14 protein-coding genes are annotated in these 15,165 nt (G+C 63.0%); 6 read left to right on the top strand and 8 right to left on the bottom strand.

Going from position 1 to position 15,165, the window contains the following annotated elements:
* Positions 1–9 precede the first annotated feature (9 nt).
* The 3 genes from C7440_RS14370 to C7440_RS14360 form a co-directional block, all read right to left on the bottom strand.
* Entirely contained in the window at positions 10–1,746 is a 1,737-nt protein-coding gene (locus C7440_RS14370; RefSeq protein WP_116519012.1) for a tannase/feruloyl esterase family alpha/beta hydrolase, read from the bottom strand.
* Positions 1,747–1,884: 138 nt separating this feature from the next.
* The gene (locus C7440_RS14365; protein WP_116519011.1) at positions 1,885–3,843 is read right to left on the bottom strand and encodes a choice-of-anchor I family protein; all 1,959 of its coding nucleotides are present in this window, start codon (positions 3,841–3,843) and stop codon (positions 1,885–1,887) included.
* Positions 3,844–3,986: 143 nt separating this feature from the next.
* Entirely contained in the window at positions 3,987–4,796 is an 810-nt protein-coding gene (locus C7440_RS14360; RefSeq protein ID WP_116519010.1) for an outer membrane protein, read from the bottom strand.
* Positions 4,797–5,088: 292 nt separating this feature from the next.
* Here C7440_RS14360 and C7440_RS14355 point away from each other — a divergent pair, with 292 nt between their 5' ends.
* Both C7440_RS14355 and C7440_RS14350 read left to right on the top strand, forming a co-directional pair.
* The gene (locus C7440_RS14355; protein WP_017523308.1) at positions 5,089–5,997 is read left to right on the top strand and encodes an alpha/beta fold hydrolase; all 909 of its coding nucleotides are present in this window, start codon (positions 5,089–5,091) and stop codon (positions 5,995–5,997) included.
* A gap of 154 nt (positions 5,998–6,151) precedes the next feature.
* Positions 6,152–6,451 carry an I78 family peptidase inhibitor gene (locus C7440_RS14350; protein ID WP_017523309.1) on the top strand — a complete coding sequence of 100 codons (300 nt, stop codon included), beginning with the start codon at positions 6,152–6,154 and terminating at the stop codon, positions 6,449–6,451.
* A 53-nt stretch (positions 6,452–6,504) separates the two neighbouring features.
* Here C7440_RS14350 and C7440_RS14345 read toward each other — a convergent pair whose 3' ends face one another.
* Positions 6,505–7,692, bottom strand: a complete 1,188-nt coding sequence (locus C7440_RS14345) for an MFS transporter (RefSeq protein WP_017523310.1) — start codon at positions 7,690–7,692, stop codon at positions 6,505–6,507.
* 70 nt (positions 7,693–7,762) lie between these two features.
* On the opposite strand from C7440_RS14345, the gene C7440_RS14340 reads away from it, so the two are divergent.
* Positions 7,763–8,245, top strand: a complete 483-nt coding sequence (locus C7440_RS14340) for a YajQ family cyclic di-GMP-binding protein (protein WP_017523311.1) — start codon at positions 7,763–7,765, stop codon at positions 8,243–8,245.
* A gap of 65 nt (positions 8,246–8,310) precedes the next feature.
* Here the strand turns inward: C7440_RS14340 and C7440_RS14335 are convergent, their stop codons facing one another.
* Entirely contained in the window at positions 8,311–9,072 is a 762-nt protein-coding gene (locus tag C7440_RS14335; RefSeq protein WP_017523312.1) for an ABC transporter permease, read from the bottom strand.
* Positions 9,069–9,995 carry an ABC transporter ATP-binding protein gene (locus C7440_RS14330; protein ID WP_017523313.1) on the bottom strand — a complete coding sequence of 309 codons (927 nt, stop codon included), beginning with the start codon at positions 9,993–9,995 and terminating at the stop codon, positions 9,069–9,071. The genes C7440_RS14335 and C7440_RS14330 overlap by 4 nt, the downstream gene beginning before the upstream one ends.
* Before the next feature lie 110 nt (positions 9,996–10,105).
* On the opposite strand from C7440_RS14330, the gene C7440_RS14325 reads away from it, so the two are divergent.
* Genes C7440_RS14325 through tadA form a run of 3 tightly spaced genes read left to right on the top strand, consistent with a single transcriptional unit; the run spans position 10,106 to position 13,019 of the window.
* Complete coding sequence (locus C7440_RS14325; protein WP_017523314.1) at positions 10,106–11,620, top strand: bifunctional ADP-dependent NAD(P)H-hydrate dehydratase/NAD(P)H-hydrate epimerase; 1,515 nt, start codon at positions 10,106–10,108, stop codon at positions 11,618–11,620.
* A 39-nt stretch (positions 11,621–11,659) separates the two neighbouring features.
* The gene (locus C7440_RS14320) at positions 11,660–12,508 is read left to right on the top strand and encodes a haloacid dehalogenase-like hydrolase (protein ID WP_017523315.1); all 849 of its coding nucleotides are present in this window, start codon (positions 11,660–11,662) and stop codon (positions 12,506–12,508) included.
* A complete protein-coding gene (gene tadA / locus C7440_RS14315; RefSeq protein WP_371743496.1) occupies positions 12,498–13,019 on the top strand; it encodes a tRNA adenosine(34) deaminase TadA in 522 nt (173 codons plus the stop codon). The genes C7440_RS14320 and tadA overlap by 11 nt, the downstream gene beginning before the upstream one ends.
* Positions 13,020–13,065: 46 nt before the next feature.
* On the opposite strand, the gene C7440_RS14310 is transcribed toward tadA, so the two are convergent.
* Complete coding sequence (locus C7440_RS14310; protein ID WP_017523317.1) at positions 13,066–13,917, bottom strand: fumarylacetoacetate hydrolase family protein; 852 nt, start codon at positions 13,915–13,917, stop codon at positions 13,066–13,068.
* Between the two features lie 19 nt (positions 13,918–13,936).
* Positions 13,937–15,154 carry an FAD-dependent monooxygenase gene (locus C7440_RS14305; protein ID WP_017523318.1) on the bottom strand — a complete coding sequence of 406 codons (1,218 nt, stop codon included), beginning with the start codon at positions 15,152–15,154 and terminating at the stop codon, positions 13,937–13,939.
* Positions 15,155–15,165: the final 11 nt, after the last annotated feature.

The raw sequence follows: 15,165 nt of genomic DNA, 5'->3' as shown, positions 1-15,165 counted from the left end.
CAGGCTGGCTTAAGATGCGACGCACTGGAAGCTGGAAGCCACCTTGGGGTCGCCGCTGCCGTCGTACTTGGCATATTGCGGGTAGGGGCAAAGCGGACGGCTTTCCACGTCGGTAAGCGTACTGTCGGGCGAGGCCATGGCGATGATCTGCTCGGGCGCCTTGCCGTTTTCCACCCAGTCCACCAGCGCAGTCAGCAAGTCGAACTGGCTGGTCGACGGGCCCCCGCCGCAGTGGTTCTGGCCGGGCACGGTATACAGGCGGGCATAGTCGCCGGCCTTGGCATCGGCATTCTTCAGGTTTTCATACCACTGGATGCTGTCGTGCACCGAGAACACCGGGTCGCTGTTGCCGTGATGGACGATGATCTTCCCGCCCTTGGCGCTGAAGGCGCTCAGGTCGGTGGGATCGGGCGGCGTCATGAACTGCATCGACGATTGGGTGTAGATGTCGTTCGTGGCATAGATGCCGGGCGCATCGGTATCGAAGTTGTAGGCCAGCAGATAGTCGATCAGCCCGTGTCCGGCGCCGGATACCGCCTTGGGCGGCGTCATGAAGATGTAGGGCAGGGCCGAGCCCCCCATGGTGGCGATGATGGAATTGGGGATGGTGGGGTCTGGATTGGGAAAGGGCATGGCCAGTTTCCATACGCGCCAGCCCATTTCGCCCACACCGGCGTCCCACGGCCAGCTTGCGTACAGCGATTCCCCTTTGGAGTTTCGGGGGCCGTCGAACACGCGGACCAGGGCTTCGACCTTGGCTGCGTCGCCCAGGCAATCGGTGCCCGCGGTCTGGCCGCTGGTGCAGACCAGTTCCTTGACGGGGTCGAAGGCCGCCTGGCAGGCGGAGGAGTTCAAGACCATTCCGTCTTTCAGGCCGTCCAGCCCGTCACAAACGCCAAGCACCTTGCTGGCCACGAGCTTCATGTCTGGAATGCTGAACGATTGCTCGATGATGGGGCGGTTGGTGGCCGTGTCGAGAGGAGCGACGCTGGCGAATTGCTGGTTGTCCCAGGCGTGCTGGATGCCGGCCTTGGGCAGGTTGAAGCCCGGGTTGCCCGCGATGACGCCGTCGTACAGGTCGGCAAAGCGAGAAGCCGCCACCATGGCCTGGCGGCCGCCGTTGGAGCAGCCCACGAAGTAGGAATGGTCGGCTTCTTTGTCGTAATGACGCTCGATGAGCGTTTGCGCCACCTTGGTAACCTCGCCCACGGCGTTGTAGCCATAGTCGATGCGCGCCTGAGGGTCCATGCCGAACAGCGAGCCGCCCGCCGGCGTGCCGTCGTCGATGCTCTTGTGCCCGCCGTCGGTGCTGGCCACCGCATAGCCTTCGCTCAGCGCATTGGTGGTCTGTCCTTCGCCGGGCAGGCCGCCCAGCGCGGGATTGACGGCGCCGTCGGTGCCGCCGCCGCCCTGGAAGAAGAAGCGGCCGTTCCAGTCGGTGGGCAGGCGGACCTCGAAGCCGATGGCGTATTGCTGGTTGTCGACATCGCTCTTTCGTTGGTTCAGCTCGCCCTCGACCAGGCAGTGCGCCGGAGTCGAGGCGCTGGTGCCCGGATCTGTGGCCGCGGCTTCAGTGGCCTTGCTAATGACCAGGCCGGGTATGTCCAGCGCTTCGGTGGTAATGTCGGCGCAGCTGAGCTGCGGCGGGTCGTCGGGCTTCTTGTCGTCGTTGCCGCTACTGCTGCCGCAGCCATACAGCAGGGCCGTCAATACCGCCAGCGTGGTCAGGGTAAGGCGCTTCTCCATGCATGTCTCCTGTTTGCTTTCTTATGGTGATCGGCGAGGGTGTAAAATCAGGCATATATCAGGTATCCTGATATATGCCTGATTAATACTACACGCCGGGCCAAGCAGTGGCAAGCAAAGAGACGATCCAGAAAAACCCTAGGTCGAAGAGGCGAACGTCTGGCCCAGATCGTAGACCGAAGTGGTGCCGCTGACTTCATTGCCGACGATCAGCAGGGGCTGGCCGTTGGGCGATTGCGCGGCGGGAACGAACTTCAGGCCTTCGGGCCCCAGGTCGCCGGCCGAGCCGGCCACTGATTCAACGTCTTCAGTGCTCCAGTCGCTGCGGCTGTTGTAGTAGTCGACAAAAACGGGCGCGGCCGGATCGGTCACGTCGTAGACCATGATTCCACCCATGCGCTCCAGCCCGATGAACGCGAAGGTCTTCTCGCCTATGGTGCCCAATTCCACGCCTTCAGGTTCGGGGCCCTTGGCGTCGCTGCGGCTGTCCATGGCGTCGCCTTCATCGTGTCCCGAGTTGAAATAGAGCTTGCAGTCGATGTCGCGCGCGGGGCCCAGCTTGCATTCGTCCGATGCCAGGTAGGCTTCGAACTGCTTGCCCGAATCCCACACCAGTTTGCCGGTGTCGTCCCAGATCGAGAAAGAGCGGCCTCCGAAGGAATACAGATTGTCGTACATGATGGCGGTGCCGGTCGGGTCTTCGGCGCCAGTATCTTTGTTGAACATGATCGGCTCGCCCGTAGCTGGGTCGGTTTGATAGCCCAGAGTCCAGGTCACGTTCAGGCGGCCCAACTCTTCGTCTTCGCGGCAGTCGCCGCTGGTGGTTTCGCCGCCGCCGGTGGCGGTGGTCGCCGCGCCGCAGTAAGAGAAGACCTCGGGGTTGAGCAGGCCGCGCTCAGTCAACGCCAGCAGCTGGGGTGGCAGGTCGTCGCCCTGGCGCCTTGCCACGCCCTTGTCGTGCACCAAGTGCTTGACACGGAACTCTTCGACGAAGCCCAGATTTGGATCGCCTGCAGTGTTCTCGTCGGCGCCGAAGTAGTCCTGGTTGTCCTCGCCCCACGCCCGCGCATCGCCTTCATTGGCTGTTACCAGATAGGTCTTGCCTTGTGCACCGTAGGCGGCGATGGCGTCGGGCAGGTACATGCCCAGCACGCCCGGGCGTGCACGGATGTCGATGACGCGGTCTTCGTCGTTGGTGTCCATGCCGTTGGCTTCCAGGCCATGGTCTTTGTAGCCCAGGGGCAGTATGTCGGTCACCGTCGCGCTGGCGATGTCGATGCGCGCCAGCGCGTTGTTCTCCTGCAGGGTGGCCCAGGCCGTGGCACTGTCGGCCGATACGGCGATGTACTCGGGCTCGAAATCCTGGGCGGCGCTCGCGCCGGGCCCGAAGATGCGCACGCCGGCCTGGCGCAGCGCCTGTTCCTTGCCGTTCCAGGCCTGGAAGCCGGCCGTGCGGACGGTGGGCGTCTGGATGTTGCTGATGTCGATGATGCTGATCGAGCCTTCGGGGTCGACGCTGTAGTCGTCGTTGGGTTCGCCCTCGTTGGCCACGAGCACTGTCTTGCCATCGGGAGTGAAGACCAGGTTGTCGGGCAGGGCGCCTACGTTCACCCGGTTGATCTCGGCCAGGGTGTCGGCCTGATAGAAGCCGACGTAGCCCGGCTGTGTCTTGTCGGCCATCTGGATGGCCAGGGCGATAAGCCCGTCATGGACCGCGATGCTGTTGACTTCGGCTCCGGCCGCCACGTTCGAAGCGTCGAGGCCGCCGATGCGCACGGGTTTGGCCGGGTCGCTCATGTCCAGCACGTCGACCGCGCCGTCCAGTGCATTGACTACGAAGGCGCGCTTTGTGCCCGCGTCATAAGAGGGAATTTCGGCCGCGCTGACGCCGAACTTGCCTGTCTCGTAGCGGCCCAGCAAGGACAGCTTCAGGCTCGCGGGCGTGGCTTCGGGTTCGGGCGCGGGGGTTTCTGTGGCGGGCGGAGCCTCGTTGTCGTCATTGCTGGACGAGCTGCATGCGGCGAGTGTAAAGGCCAGGGAGCAGGCAGCAATGGCGCGCGCCGTTGCGTTCAGGCGAAAGCGGAATTCTGGGGTCATATGTGTTCGCGTGAGGGAAATAGCCGAAGGGCTCTATTGTTGCGGCCCTTTGTTACAGCTTTATGGAAGAAGGCTATTTCTCGAGCGTGCCCGCACTTCGCCTGCGATCGGGGCGATGCTTGTCTCTTTTGCAAAAAAGAACTTCAGAATCTGTACTGCAGGCCCGCCACGAACAAATTGTACTTTTGGCGCCCCATGTTCACGTGCCAGGTGGCGGTGGGAAGATGCAGGCCGGGATAGTCGGTGGCGCCGAACTTGTAGCTGGTGGCGTCGATGGACAAATGCCGGTACTCGGCGAACAGGCGCAGGTTCTTGGAAACCTGTGCCTTGACGCCGGCCTTGACCTGCATGGCGAAAGCCCAGTCGGAGGCATTGGGGTCGGAGTTGAAGTGATTGATGCCGGGCTCGGAGGGGTTGGCGGAGTCGGCCCCCTTGATGGATACGAAGGCCATGCCCGCGCCCAGGCCTACGTAAGGAAAGACCTTGCTGGAATAGGGCGTTTCAAGGGTGAAGACGGCATTGGCCAGAAAGACTCCGACCGTGGTGGGAACCGTGACATACTGCATGCCCAGAAAGCGGGGCATGACGGGCATTTCGCCGGTGGGCGAGTGCTTGCCAATGTAGATGCCCTCGAGTTCGGCCGCGGGCCGCAGGCCCCAGCTGGGGTTCAGCTTCAGGGGGTTCCATTCGTAGCCCAGGTGCGCGCCGCCCAATGCGACGCTGGTGCTGCTTGACGTGGAGCCCTTGGCGTTGATGGGCAATATGGGCAAGCGCTGGGGCGGCCGCAGGAAGACCGCGCCTCGCTGCTGCAGGCTGGTCGCGGTGGCGGCGCCCACCCCGCCGAACACGCCCACATATATGCCTTGGTCGCCAGAGGCCTGCTGAGCGGTGGCGGGGGAAGTGATTGCCGCGCAGGCAAGCAAGAGGGCCGGGAGGTATCGGGTTTTAACCATGCGCCTTCCAAATTCTGTATAGAGCAGATATACATCGTTACCGCCGGTATGGTAGACGTTTTGCAGCCGCGAGGCCAGTGTTTCAGGAGCCTTTCCCGGCGCGCCGGTCCTGCGTGAAGCTGTGCGTGCGCGACGCCCTGCATCCACAGGCCTTGCGCCAGTTGCACAGTGGTGTACTGGGACTTCGTGCTCGGGCTCGCCCGGGCGGTTCGGGTATCATCGCTGAGTGGCGGAGCCCGCGCCCTTTTGGGCGCCACCGCCCCGCACTCAGTAATTATCAAGGAATGGTTTTATGCAGGCCGAGACAGAACTATCACAAGGACAACTTCTTGAAATCGAAGCAGACGATGGCGTGCTTATTCGCGCCCAAGTGCATGGCCAGGCAGACGCCACCCGCCTGATCGTCAGCCACGGTAATGGCCTGGCCGCCAGCGGCTACGCTTCTTTCTGGCGGCAGCTCGCCTCTGACTACCAAGTGGTCCTGCTCGATTTTCGCGGACATGGCCTGAGTGATCGCGGCTCCATGGAAAACCATTCCTGGGCGCAGTTCGAACTGGATTTCGACCTGGCCATGCGCGCCATCCGGGCAGCCTTGGGCGGGCGCAAGACCTATGGCGTCTTTCACTCGCTTTCGGCCATTGTCTCGATGCTGCACGCGCGGCGCTTCGGCCCCGCCTGCGACGGCTTCGTGCTGTTCGACCCGCCCGTCATTCCGCCCGACGACCATCCGCTGCAGGCGGCCCACATCACCGAAATGATGAGCCTGGCAAGCCGGGTGGGCAAGCGGCGCGCGCATTTCGACAGTTGGCGCGAGCTGGCCGACCAGTATCGGCGCAATCCCATGTTTGCCCGCTGCCAGCCGGATGCCTGCGACGAGATGGCGCGCGCGCTGCTGCGTCCGGTGTCCAAAGACGATGAGAGTAGCGGCTGGACCCTTTCCTGCGCGCCCGAACAAGAGGCGAAGATCTTCGCCTCGAACGACGACACCACATTGTGGTCCTGGCTCGGCCGGGTCGATTTTCCGCTCAAGCTGCTGTGCGCCGATCCGGATGTCCCGGGTGTGCAGCCCTCGGCCGCGATCGATCGCGACCTGGCGCTCAAGTTTGGCCTGGACTATGCCTGTGTACCAGGAACGACCCATTTCCTGCAGCTCGAACAGCCTGAACTCTGCGCTTCGCTGACGAGCGAGTTCTGCCAATAGGCTTCCCGGCCTTTGGACGCGGGACCGTCCGCGCATGCGGACGGCGCGGGGCGTTGTCGCAAGTCATAACAACCTTGTTGGCGCCGCAGCGCCGAGCTATGGCAAAATCGGCTTCAGGACGCCGATTGCGGGGCGTCCGCATCCAGGAGACGCCATGTTCACACGTATTTTGCTGGTCTCGGCGGCAACGCTTGCTCTGGCCGCCTGCTCGTCGGTCGACCTGAGCGAACCCGACAATAACGCCATTCCCCGCATCTGCAATGCGGACAACGCCTCTCATGTCACGGGCAAGCGCATGACGACTGCACTAGAGCAGGAAGCCAAGCGCGCCAGCGGCGCGGGCATCATAAGGGTTATCCGGCCGGGCCAGATGGTGACCAAAGACTATCGCTCCGAGCGCCTGAACCTGCAGCTCAATGACCACGACACTGTCGTCAGGGTCTATTGCGGGTAATGCGGCCTTGCCCGCGGCCGCAGCGTAGCCCGGCGGCGTTGCGCCGCCGGCGCCTACCTGTCGACGCGCCTCGGCAGCCAGCGCCAGTACATGGCCGCTGCGACGAAGCCCATCGAGCCGATGGCCAGGATGCCCGCGGCCAGTGATAGAACCGCCAATATGCCCGACAGCAGCAAGGGGCCACCGCCCGCGCCGAAATCGGTGATCAGGCGCCAGATGCCCAGGAATTGCGTACGGGCCCCCGGTGGAGAGCAGTCGGCGCCGATGGTCATGTTAAGGCCTGAAGCGATGCCGTTGCCCAGTCCCATCACCATGCACACCATGACAAAAGTGTTCAGCCCGGAGGTCAGGGGCATGAGCACCAGCGAGCCGCCCATCAACAGCATAGAGGGCAGGGCGACCCACAGCCGGCCGTGCTGGTCCATGACCTTGCCCGCAGGATAGAACAGCAGCATGTCGATCGAACCCATCAGGCCGTACACGATGGCGGTGGTGGGCGCGTCCAGGCCGATGTGCAGGGCCCACAGCGGCACGATGATCTGGCGGCATGCCCGAATGGCCGCCAGCAGGGCGCCGGCAAGCGCCAGGGTCAGGAAGGCCCCGGCGTGTTCGCGCAGCACGCCGCCCAGGCGCGGCGGTATCACGTTGGCCGCCTTGGCGTGTTTTTCGTGCTCGAGCTCGGGGATGGCAAACGACAGCGCTCCCGCACCCACCATGGCGACAATGGCGGCCCAGTAAGCGCCGGGCAGATGGATGAAATGCATTGCCGCGGCCCCCAGGAAGGGGCCCACGAACAGGCCTACCCGCATGGTGCCGCCCAGAGTGGACAGCGCGCGGGCGCGCATCGATATGGGCACCACTTCGGTCAGGAAGGTTTGCCTGGCAAGCAGAAAGACCGAACTGGCCGCACCCACTATGAATACACCCAGGCCCAGCACCCATGTGGATTCGGCAAACAGGCACAGCAGCAGGGCCAGCACCGTGAGGGCGGCCGCGCCGATCATTGATCGGCGTTCGCCATAGCGGGTGGTGATGAGGGCGGCGGGGATGTTGCTAAGCAGCGACCCTATGCCTATGAGCGATACGATGAAGCCCGACAGGGCCACGGACGCGCCCATTTCTTTGGCGCTGAGGGCTATGACCGGGAAGATGGCGCCTTCTCCGATGCCAAAGAGCAGCGAGGGGCCGAAGGCGGCGACGGCGATACCGCGCAGGGTAAACGATGAATTTCCGGAGGTCACGGCGGCGAACGGGGCTTAAAGTAAGCTATTCTGACACATATGGCCAATTTATAACGGGAGGGTAATCGCCATGCCATCTTTTGACGTCGTTTCCGAAGTCGACAAGCACGAACTCGCCAATGCGGTCGACCAGGCCAACCGCGAGCTGGCGACGCGTTTCGATTTCAAGGGCGTGGACGCCAAGTTCGAGCTCGAGGGTTTTGTGGTGACTTCCACCGCGCCCAGCGCGTTCCAGCTCAAGCAGATGCTGGACATCCTGCGTGGGCGCCTGTCGGCGCGCAGTATCGACGTACGCTGCCTCGAGGCAGCCGACCCCAACGAGAACCTGGGCGGCGCACGCCAGAAGATCACCGTGCGCCAGGGCCTGGAGCAGGCCGTTTCCAAGAAGCTCATTGCGGCGCTCAAGCAAGCCAAGATGAAGGTCGAGGCCCAAATCAACAAGGACAAGCTGCGCGTCAGCGGCAAGAAGCGCGACGACCTGCAAGAGGCCATGGCCTTGCTGCGCAAGACCGACGTCGACTTGCCGCTGCAGTTCAATAATTTCCGCGACTGAGCCCGTCCCGCCGCAGGAGCGGGGGCCCCGCCACTCGCGCCGGTGCACGGCGCGAGGCGGCGTTTTCAGGCTTTGAGCCGATAGCCGGTCTTGAACATCCAGGTGACCACGCCCAGGCAGATGGCCAGAAAGACCAGGGTCATGCCCAGGCTTATGCCCACGTGCACGTCGGCGATGCTGTAGAAGCTCCAGCGAAATCCGCTGACCAGGTACACGACCGGGTTGAACAGGGTTACCGTTTGCCAGAACGGCGGCAGCATGTCGATGGAATAGAAGCTGCCGCCCAGAAAGGTAAGCGGCGTGATGATGAGCAGCGGCACCAATTGCAGCTTTTCGAAGCCGTCGGCCCAGATGCCTATGATGAAGCCGAACAGGCTGAAGGTAAGCGCCGTAAGCACCAGGAACATCAGCATCCATACGGGGTGGTCGATGCGCATCGGCACGAACAGCGTGGCGGTTGCCAGGATGATCAGCCCCAGCACGATGGATTTCGTGGCTGCTGCGGCGACGTATGAAAAAGTGATTTCCAGGTACGACAGCGGCGCCGACAGCACCTCGTATATGGTGCCCGTGAAGCGCGGGAAATAAATGCCGAACGAGGCGTTGGTGACACTTTGCATCAGCAGCGACAGCATGATCAGGCCCGGCACGATGAAGGCGCCGTAGCTTACGCCCTGCACCTCGGTGATGCGGTTGCCTATGGCCGCTCCAAACACCACGAAGTACAAAGAGGTAGAGATGACGGGGGCCAGCAGGCTTTGCGACAGCGTGCGCCAGCTGCGGGCCATTTCGAACAGGTAGATGGCGCGTATGGCGTGCAGGTTCATGCGGCGTCCTTGACGAGGCTGACGAAAATATCTTCCAGCGAACTTTGCCGGGTGTGAAGGTCGCTGAACCGTATGCCGGCCTGCTGCAGTTGGTTCAGCAAAGTGGCTATGTCGTGGTCCTGGCGGCTTGAATCGTAGGTATAGACGAGCTCTTGGCCGTCATCTGAAAGCCGCAGTTCGTAGGCATGCAGTGCGGCGGGAACCTGGGCCAGCGGCTGGGCAAGCTGCAGCGTAAGCTGTTTTTGGCCCAGCTGGTGCATCAGCCGGTGCTTTTCCTCGACCAGTATGATTCTTCCGTTGCGGATGAAGCCCACCCGGTCGGCCATCTCTTCGGCCTCTTCGATGTAGTGGGTGGTAAGAATGATGGTGACGCCCATGGAACGCAGCGACCGCACCAGTTCCCACATGTCTTTGCGCAGCTCGACATCAACGCCGGCCGTGGGCTCGTCAAGGAACAGGATGTCGGGCTCGTGGGACAGCGCCTTGGCGATCAAGACCCTGCGCTTCATGCCGCCGGACAGCGTCATGAGCTTGTTGTCTTTTTTGTCCCATAAAGAAAGCGAACGCAGCACTTTCTCTATATGGGCGGGATTGGGCGGCTTGCCGAACAGGCCGCGACTGAAGCTGACGGTGTCCCACACCGACTCGAAAGCGTCGGTGGTGAGCTCTTGCGGCACCAGGCCGATGTGCGAGCGGGCCTGGCGGTATTGCGTGACGATGTCGTAGCCGGCGGCGGTAACGCGCCCGCTGGTGGGCATGACCAGGCCGCAGATGATGCTGATGAGCGTCGTCTTGCCGGCGCCGTTGGGGCCCAGCAGCGCGAAGATCTCGCCTTTATTGATGTCCAGGTCGATGTCCTTCAGGGCCTGGAAGCCCGAGGCGTACGATTTGCAAAGCTTGGATACGGAAATGACAGCGGGCATGGTGACGTCCGTTTACGATGTTTCACTCTCTGTGGGGCAGCTTATCATTTAACCTTGGTACAGATTCGGTCCCAGGGCCGATAGTGTTAACAGAGCTTGAGGAACAAAACATGAGCAACCGCACGGATGCAAGCCATTCCGTCCTGTTGACACCCGAACAGATGGCGGCCGCCGACGAAGCCGCCATCGCCGCCGGCGCGCAAGGCGTCGACCTGATGGAGGCCGCCGGCCTGGCCGTCGCGGCAACGGTTCGGCGCCACTGGCCCATGGGGCCGGTCACGGTGTTGTGCGGGCCCGGAAATAACGGCGGCGACGGTTTCGTGGCTGCACGCCACCTGCGTGCCTGGGGCTGGCCGGTTCGGCTGGGCCTGCTGGGCTCGGTCGACCGGCTTGCGCCCGATGCGGCGCATCATGCCGGCTTGTGGGGCGATGCGATCGAGCCTTTTGATTCCGCTCTGCTCGAGGGCGCCAGCGTAGTCGTCGACGCCTTGTTTGGCGCGGGCCTGTCGCGTCCTATTGAAGGGCTGGCGCTGGACATGTTGCGCGACATTGCGGGCCGGGGCCTGCCTGTGTGCGCGGTCGACGTGCCCAGCGGGCTCGACGGCGCAACCGGCCAGGTACTGGGCATGGCCGCGCCCGCCCGGCATACGGTCACTTTTTTCCGCAAGAAGCCCGGCCACGTCCTGTTGCCGGGCCGCCAGCTGTGCGGGCAGATTACGCTGGCCGACATCGGCATTCCTTCCCAGGTGGTCGAGGGCATGGATGAAATCGCCTTCGAGAACGAACCTGCGCTGTGGCGCGACATGTTCCCCTGGCCGCATGCCGACGACCACAAGTATGCGCGCGGCCATGTGCTGGTGGTGGGCGGCGAGATCATGACCGGGGCGGCCCGCCTTTCCGCCATGGCGGCGGCGCGCGCCGGCGCCGGCCTGGTCACGGTGGCCGCGCCCGCGCCCGTGTGGCCCGTGTATGCGGCGGTGTTGACCAGCGTCATGGTGCAGCCGCTGGACGATGCCAGCAACCTCAACGACATTCTGGCCGACGCGCGCAAGAATGTGCTGGTCGTGGGCCCCGGGGCCGGCGTGTCCGAGGCCACCCGCCAGCATGTACTGGCGGCGCTCGATACGGGCAGGGGTGTGGTGCTCGATGCCGACGCCATCACGTCCTTCGGCCCGGCTCCGCAATCCTTGTTTTCGGCCATAAAGGGGCCTTGCGTGCTGACCCCGCACGAAGGCGAGTACAGCCGCCTGTTCTCGGGCCATGGCAGCAAGCTCGAGCGCGCCCGGCAGGCCGCGCGCCAGAGCGGGGCGGTGGTGCTGCTGAAGGGCGCCGACACCGTCATTGCCGCACCCGACGGACGCGCCGTCATCAACAGCAATGCGCCGCCCACCCTGGCCACGGGAGGTACCGGCGACGTGCTCACCGGCTTCATCGCCGGCCTCATGGCGCAGGGCATGGCGCCTTTCCTGGCCGCTTCCGCGGGCGCATGGCTGCACGGCGAGGCGGCGCGCCAGTTCGGCCCGGGGCTGATTTCCGAAGATCTTCCCGGCATGCTGCCCAGGGTGCTGCGGCGGCTCAAGGCCTATCCGTCCACGCCAGGCGTTACACTTGCGGTTCCAACGTAGCGCGGGCCAGTCCGGGGCCCGTGCCGTCCGAGGCCCGACATGTCCGACGTAATCGCATTAATCTTCGACTTTGACGATACCCTGGCGCCCGACAGCACGTCGGGGCTGCTTGCCGACATGGGTGTCGATGCGGCTCATTTCTGGTCGCAGGAAGTCGGCCCGCTGCTGGCCGAACACGACTGGGATCCGGTGCCGGCTTATCTGTACAAGCTGATCGAGCTGTCGCGCTCGGGCCGCCATGGCGCCGTCACGCGCCAGCGGCTCGAAGAATGGGGGCGCCGGCTGCCGTTGCACGACGGCGTGCAGACGCTGTTCAACCGCCTGCGCGAAGTGGTGCGCAAGAATCACCCCCAAGTGCAGCTGGAGTTCTATCTTATTTCCAGCGGCATCGGCGACGTGGTGCGAAACACGGCCATTGCCCACGAGTTCACCGATATCTGGGCTTCGGAATTCATCTACGATGAACAGGACGGCATCCTGTTTCCCAAGCGCATCGTCAGCTTTACCGACAAGACGCGCTATCTTTTCCACATCCAGAAGGGCATCGTCGGCGCGGCCTCGCGCAACAAGCCCTTCGAGGTCAACAAGAAGGTAGACCAGGACAAGCTCCGCGTTCCCTTCCAGCAAATGATCTTCGTGGGAGACGGCTACACCGACATCCCCTGCTTCTCGCTCATACGGCGTTCGGGCGGCGTGGCCTTCGGCGTGTGGGATCCGCGCCATCGCGACAAGCGTAGCCGCGCCTGGGGGTTCATCCAGGAGGGGCGGGTCTCCAACCTGAACCAGGCCCGCTACGACGAAGAAGCCGAGCTCTACCAATGGCTGGAAGAGGCAGTGGAAAGCCTGGCGGGGCGCATCTCTCTCAATTCGCGCATTTATGGCGGCTGAGCACGATGCATTCGTCGAACCCTTCGGCGCCGACGATATCAATGCCATGCGGATTGCACTGGAACTGGCGGCCCAGGCCGAGGCGGCGGGCGAGGTGCCCGTCGGCGCCGTCGTGCTCGATGGCGCGGGCAAGGTCGTGGGCCAGGGCTTCAATTGCACGATAAGCGGGCATGACCCCACCGGCCATGCCGAAATCGTCGCCCTGAGGCAGGCTGCGCAGGCGCTGGGCAACTACCGTTTGCCCGAGGCCAGCCTGTTCGTTACGCTCGAGCCTTGCGCCATGTGCGTGGGCGCCATCCTGCATGCGCGCCTGGCGCGTGTGGTGTACGGCGCCGCCGACCCCAAGACGGGCGCCTGCCACAGCGTGCTCAACGTGCCTGCCATCGCGCAGCTGAATCACCAGACCCGGGTCGAGGGCGGGCTGCTGGCGCAAGAGTGCGGCGAGATGCTGCGCAGTTTTTTTCGTGAGCGGCGTGCGCGGATCAGGCAGTTGAAGCAAGACGATGCGTAGCGGGTGTGTTCATGTGAAAGTAGGCTCCAACGGTAGCTGGCGTGCGTTAACTTACTTGGACGTTGAGCGTGCCTATTTCCGCGATAGTAGCCGTTATAGTGTCCCCAGGCTTTACAGGGCCGACGCCTGCGGGCGTGCCTGTGAAAAGCAGATCGCCGGGGTGTACGCTGTAGAACGAAGTCGCAAACTCTACCAGCGCCCCGATGTCCATTAAAAGGTCTCGGGTGTTGGCCTTTTGGCGCAAATCTCCATTAACCTGCAGCGACATGTCCAGATTGCCCGGGTCGCGGATTTCGTCCGGCGTGGCCAACCATGGGCCTACGACACTATAAGTATCTATGGATTTTCGCATGCTCCGTTCTTCGGTGCCCCTGACTGTCATGTCCAGCCCGATGGAATAGCCTGCGATATATTCATGTGCATCGGCGCGTGAAACATGCCGTCCGGTCTTGCCGATTATGACGACAAGCTCCAGTTCATGGTCTGTGCGCCGTTCTGGTTGCGCGATCTGTACACCCCGGGCGGCGCCTTGCAGGGAACTGCCGGCTTTCAGGAACAACCCCACTTTCTGGATTTCGTCGATGCGCCTTCCGTGGTTGACCTCGCTCGTGTCGCGAGCCTCGGATAAATGATCGGCGTAGTTGACGGGCGCCGCCATGATTTTTCCAGGATTGGCGACGGGGCTCAGAAGGTCCACATTTGCCAGAGGGTAGCGTAGGCCATTGACGCAGGCTCTTTCGAGCCAGGGACGGAGGCTGGAAAGATTGGCGATCAAGACGTCATGGGAAGGCAGGGGATAAGAGTAGCTCGGCAGGGAAGCCAGCGCGGACGTTACGTCGACGACATGGCCATCATGGATCACACCCAGGCGGTCGTCATTAAAGCGGCAGATAAACATTCATGCTCCGAGGTTGTGATCAAGCAGAGGCGGCAAGCGGGCGCTCGCTTGCTTGGCTGAAATCGGGAGCTTCGTAAAGCCAGGCGAGGCTTTCGAGCGCCTGTTGTCCGGTACGGCCGCCGAGCATGTCGCGGCGCAATTCTGCGTAGCCGCCCTGGGCGTGATAGATCTCCCAATAAAGACGAGACTGAAAATGTGCACGGAAGGCTCTCGGCTTACGGAAACGCTCATATTGAGAAAAAGCCAAAGGCGGGGCGTTTCGATGCACGTCCAGCATCTCTGCGAGCCATACCCCGTCTTCTATGGATTGGCATGCGCCCTGGGCCAGTGCTTGCAGCATGGCATGTGCGGCATCGCCCAACAAGGTGACACGCCCCTGGCTCCAGCGTTGGGCGGGTTCCATGACGGCGACATCCCAATGCTGTTCCAAGTTGACGAATTCGAGATATTTCCTGACTTGGGGATGGGCGTTTGCAAAGATTTCCTTGAGCTCGGCGGGGCTGCCGGCGCCTTCCTCGTTGCGCGCGAAGCGCGAGCTTCTGAACACCGCCACGATGTTGAATAGCTCATGGCCCCGCACCGGGTAGTGCATCAAGTGAAATCCGGGACCTGCCCACAGGCAGACCACGTTTTCGAAGAGCCCGTCAGGAAGAGCGGTGCGTTCGATGAGGCCCCTGTAGGCTGTAAAACCCAGGCTTTGCGGTGCTGGGGCGCAGCCCATTCGGTTGCGCACGGCCGACCAGACGCCGTCCGCACCGATCAGGGCTTGTGCCTGATAAGAGCGGCCGTCGGCGGTGGTGACCACGACGTGCTGCCCATCGTCTTCGTAATTTTCCACGCGGGCCCCTGTTACCAGGGTGACCGTGGAGCATTCTTCGCAACTATGCAGCAGCGCATCGTGCAGATCGGCGCGGTGAATGACCGTGTATGGTTGCCCGTACCTCTGGCGCATCGGCGCGCCCATCGGTAGATGGGAAATTGTCTCTCCGGTGAACATGTCGCGCATCAGGCCGGCGTCGGGGAAGGTGCCGGCCTTGAGTACCTGTTCGGCAATCCGAAGCCGTTCGAACATGTGATAGGCATTGGGCCCCAGTTGAATTCCATAGCCGATCGGCTTGATTTCGTCGGCCTGCTCAAGGACGACGACATTGAAACCTTTCAGGCCTAGAGCCCGTGCGGTGGCAAGGCCTCCGATGCCGGCGCCGGCGATAACGACAGGATGATCAGTATCCTTCAATTTCAGACCTC

The sequence above is a fragment of the Pusillimonas noertemannii genome (assembly GCF_003096595.1).
GTDB classification, from domain to species: Bacteria; Pseudomonadota; Gammaproteobacteria; order Burkholderiales; family Burkholderiaceae_B; genus Pusillimonas; species Pusillimonas noertemannii.
This window is presented reverse-complemented; position numbering and strand designations above follow the sequence as displayed.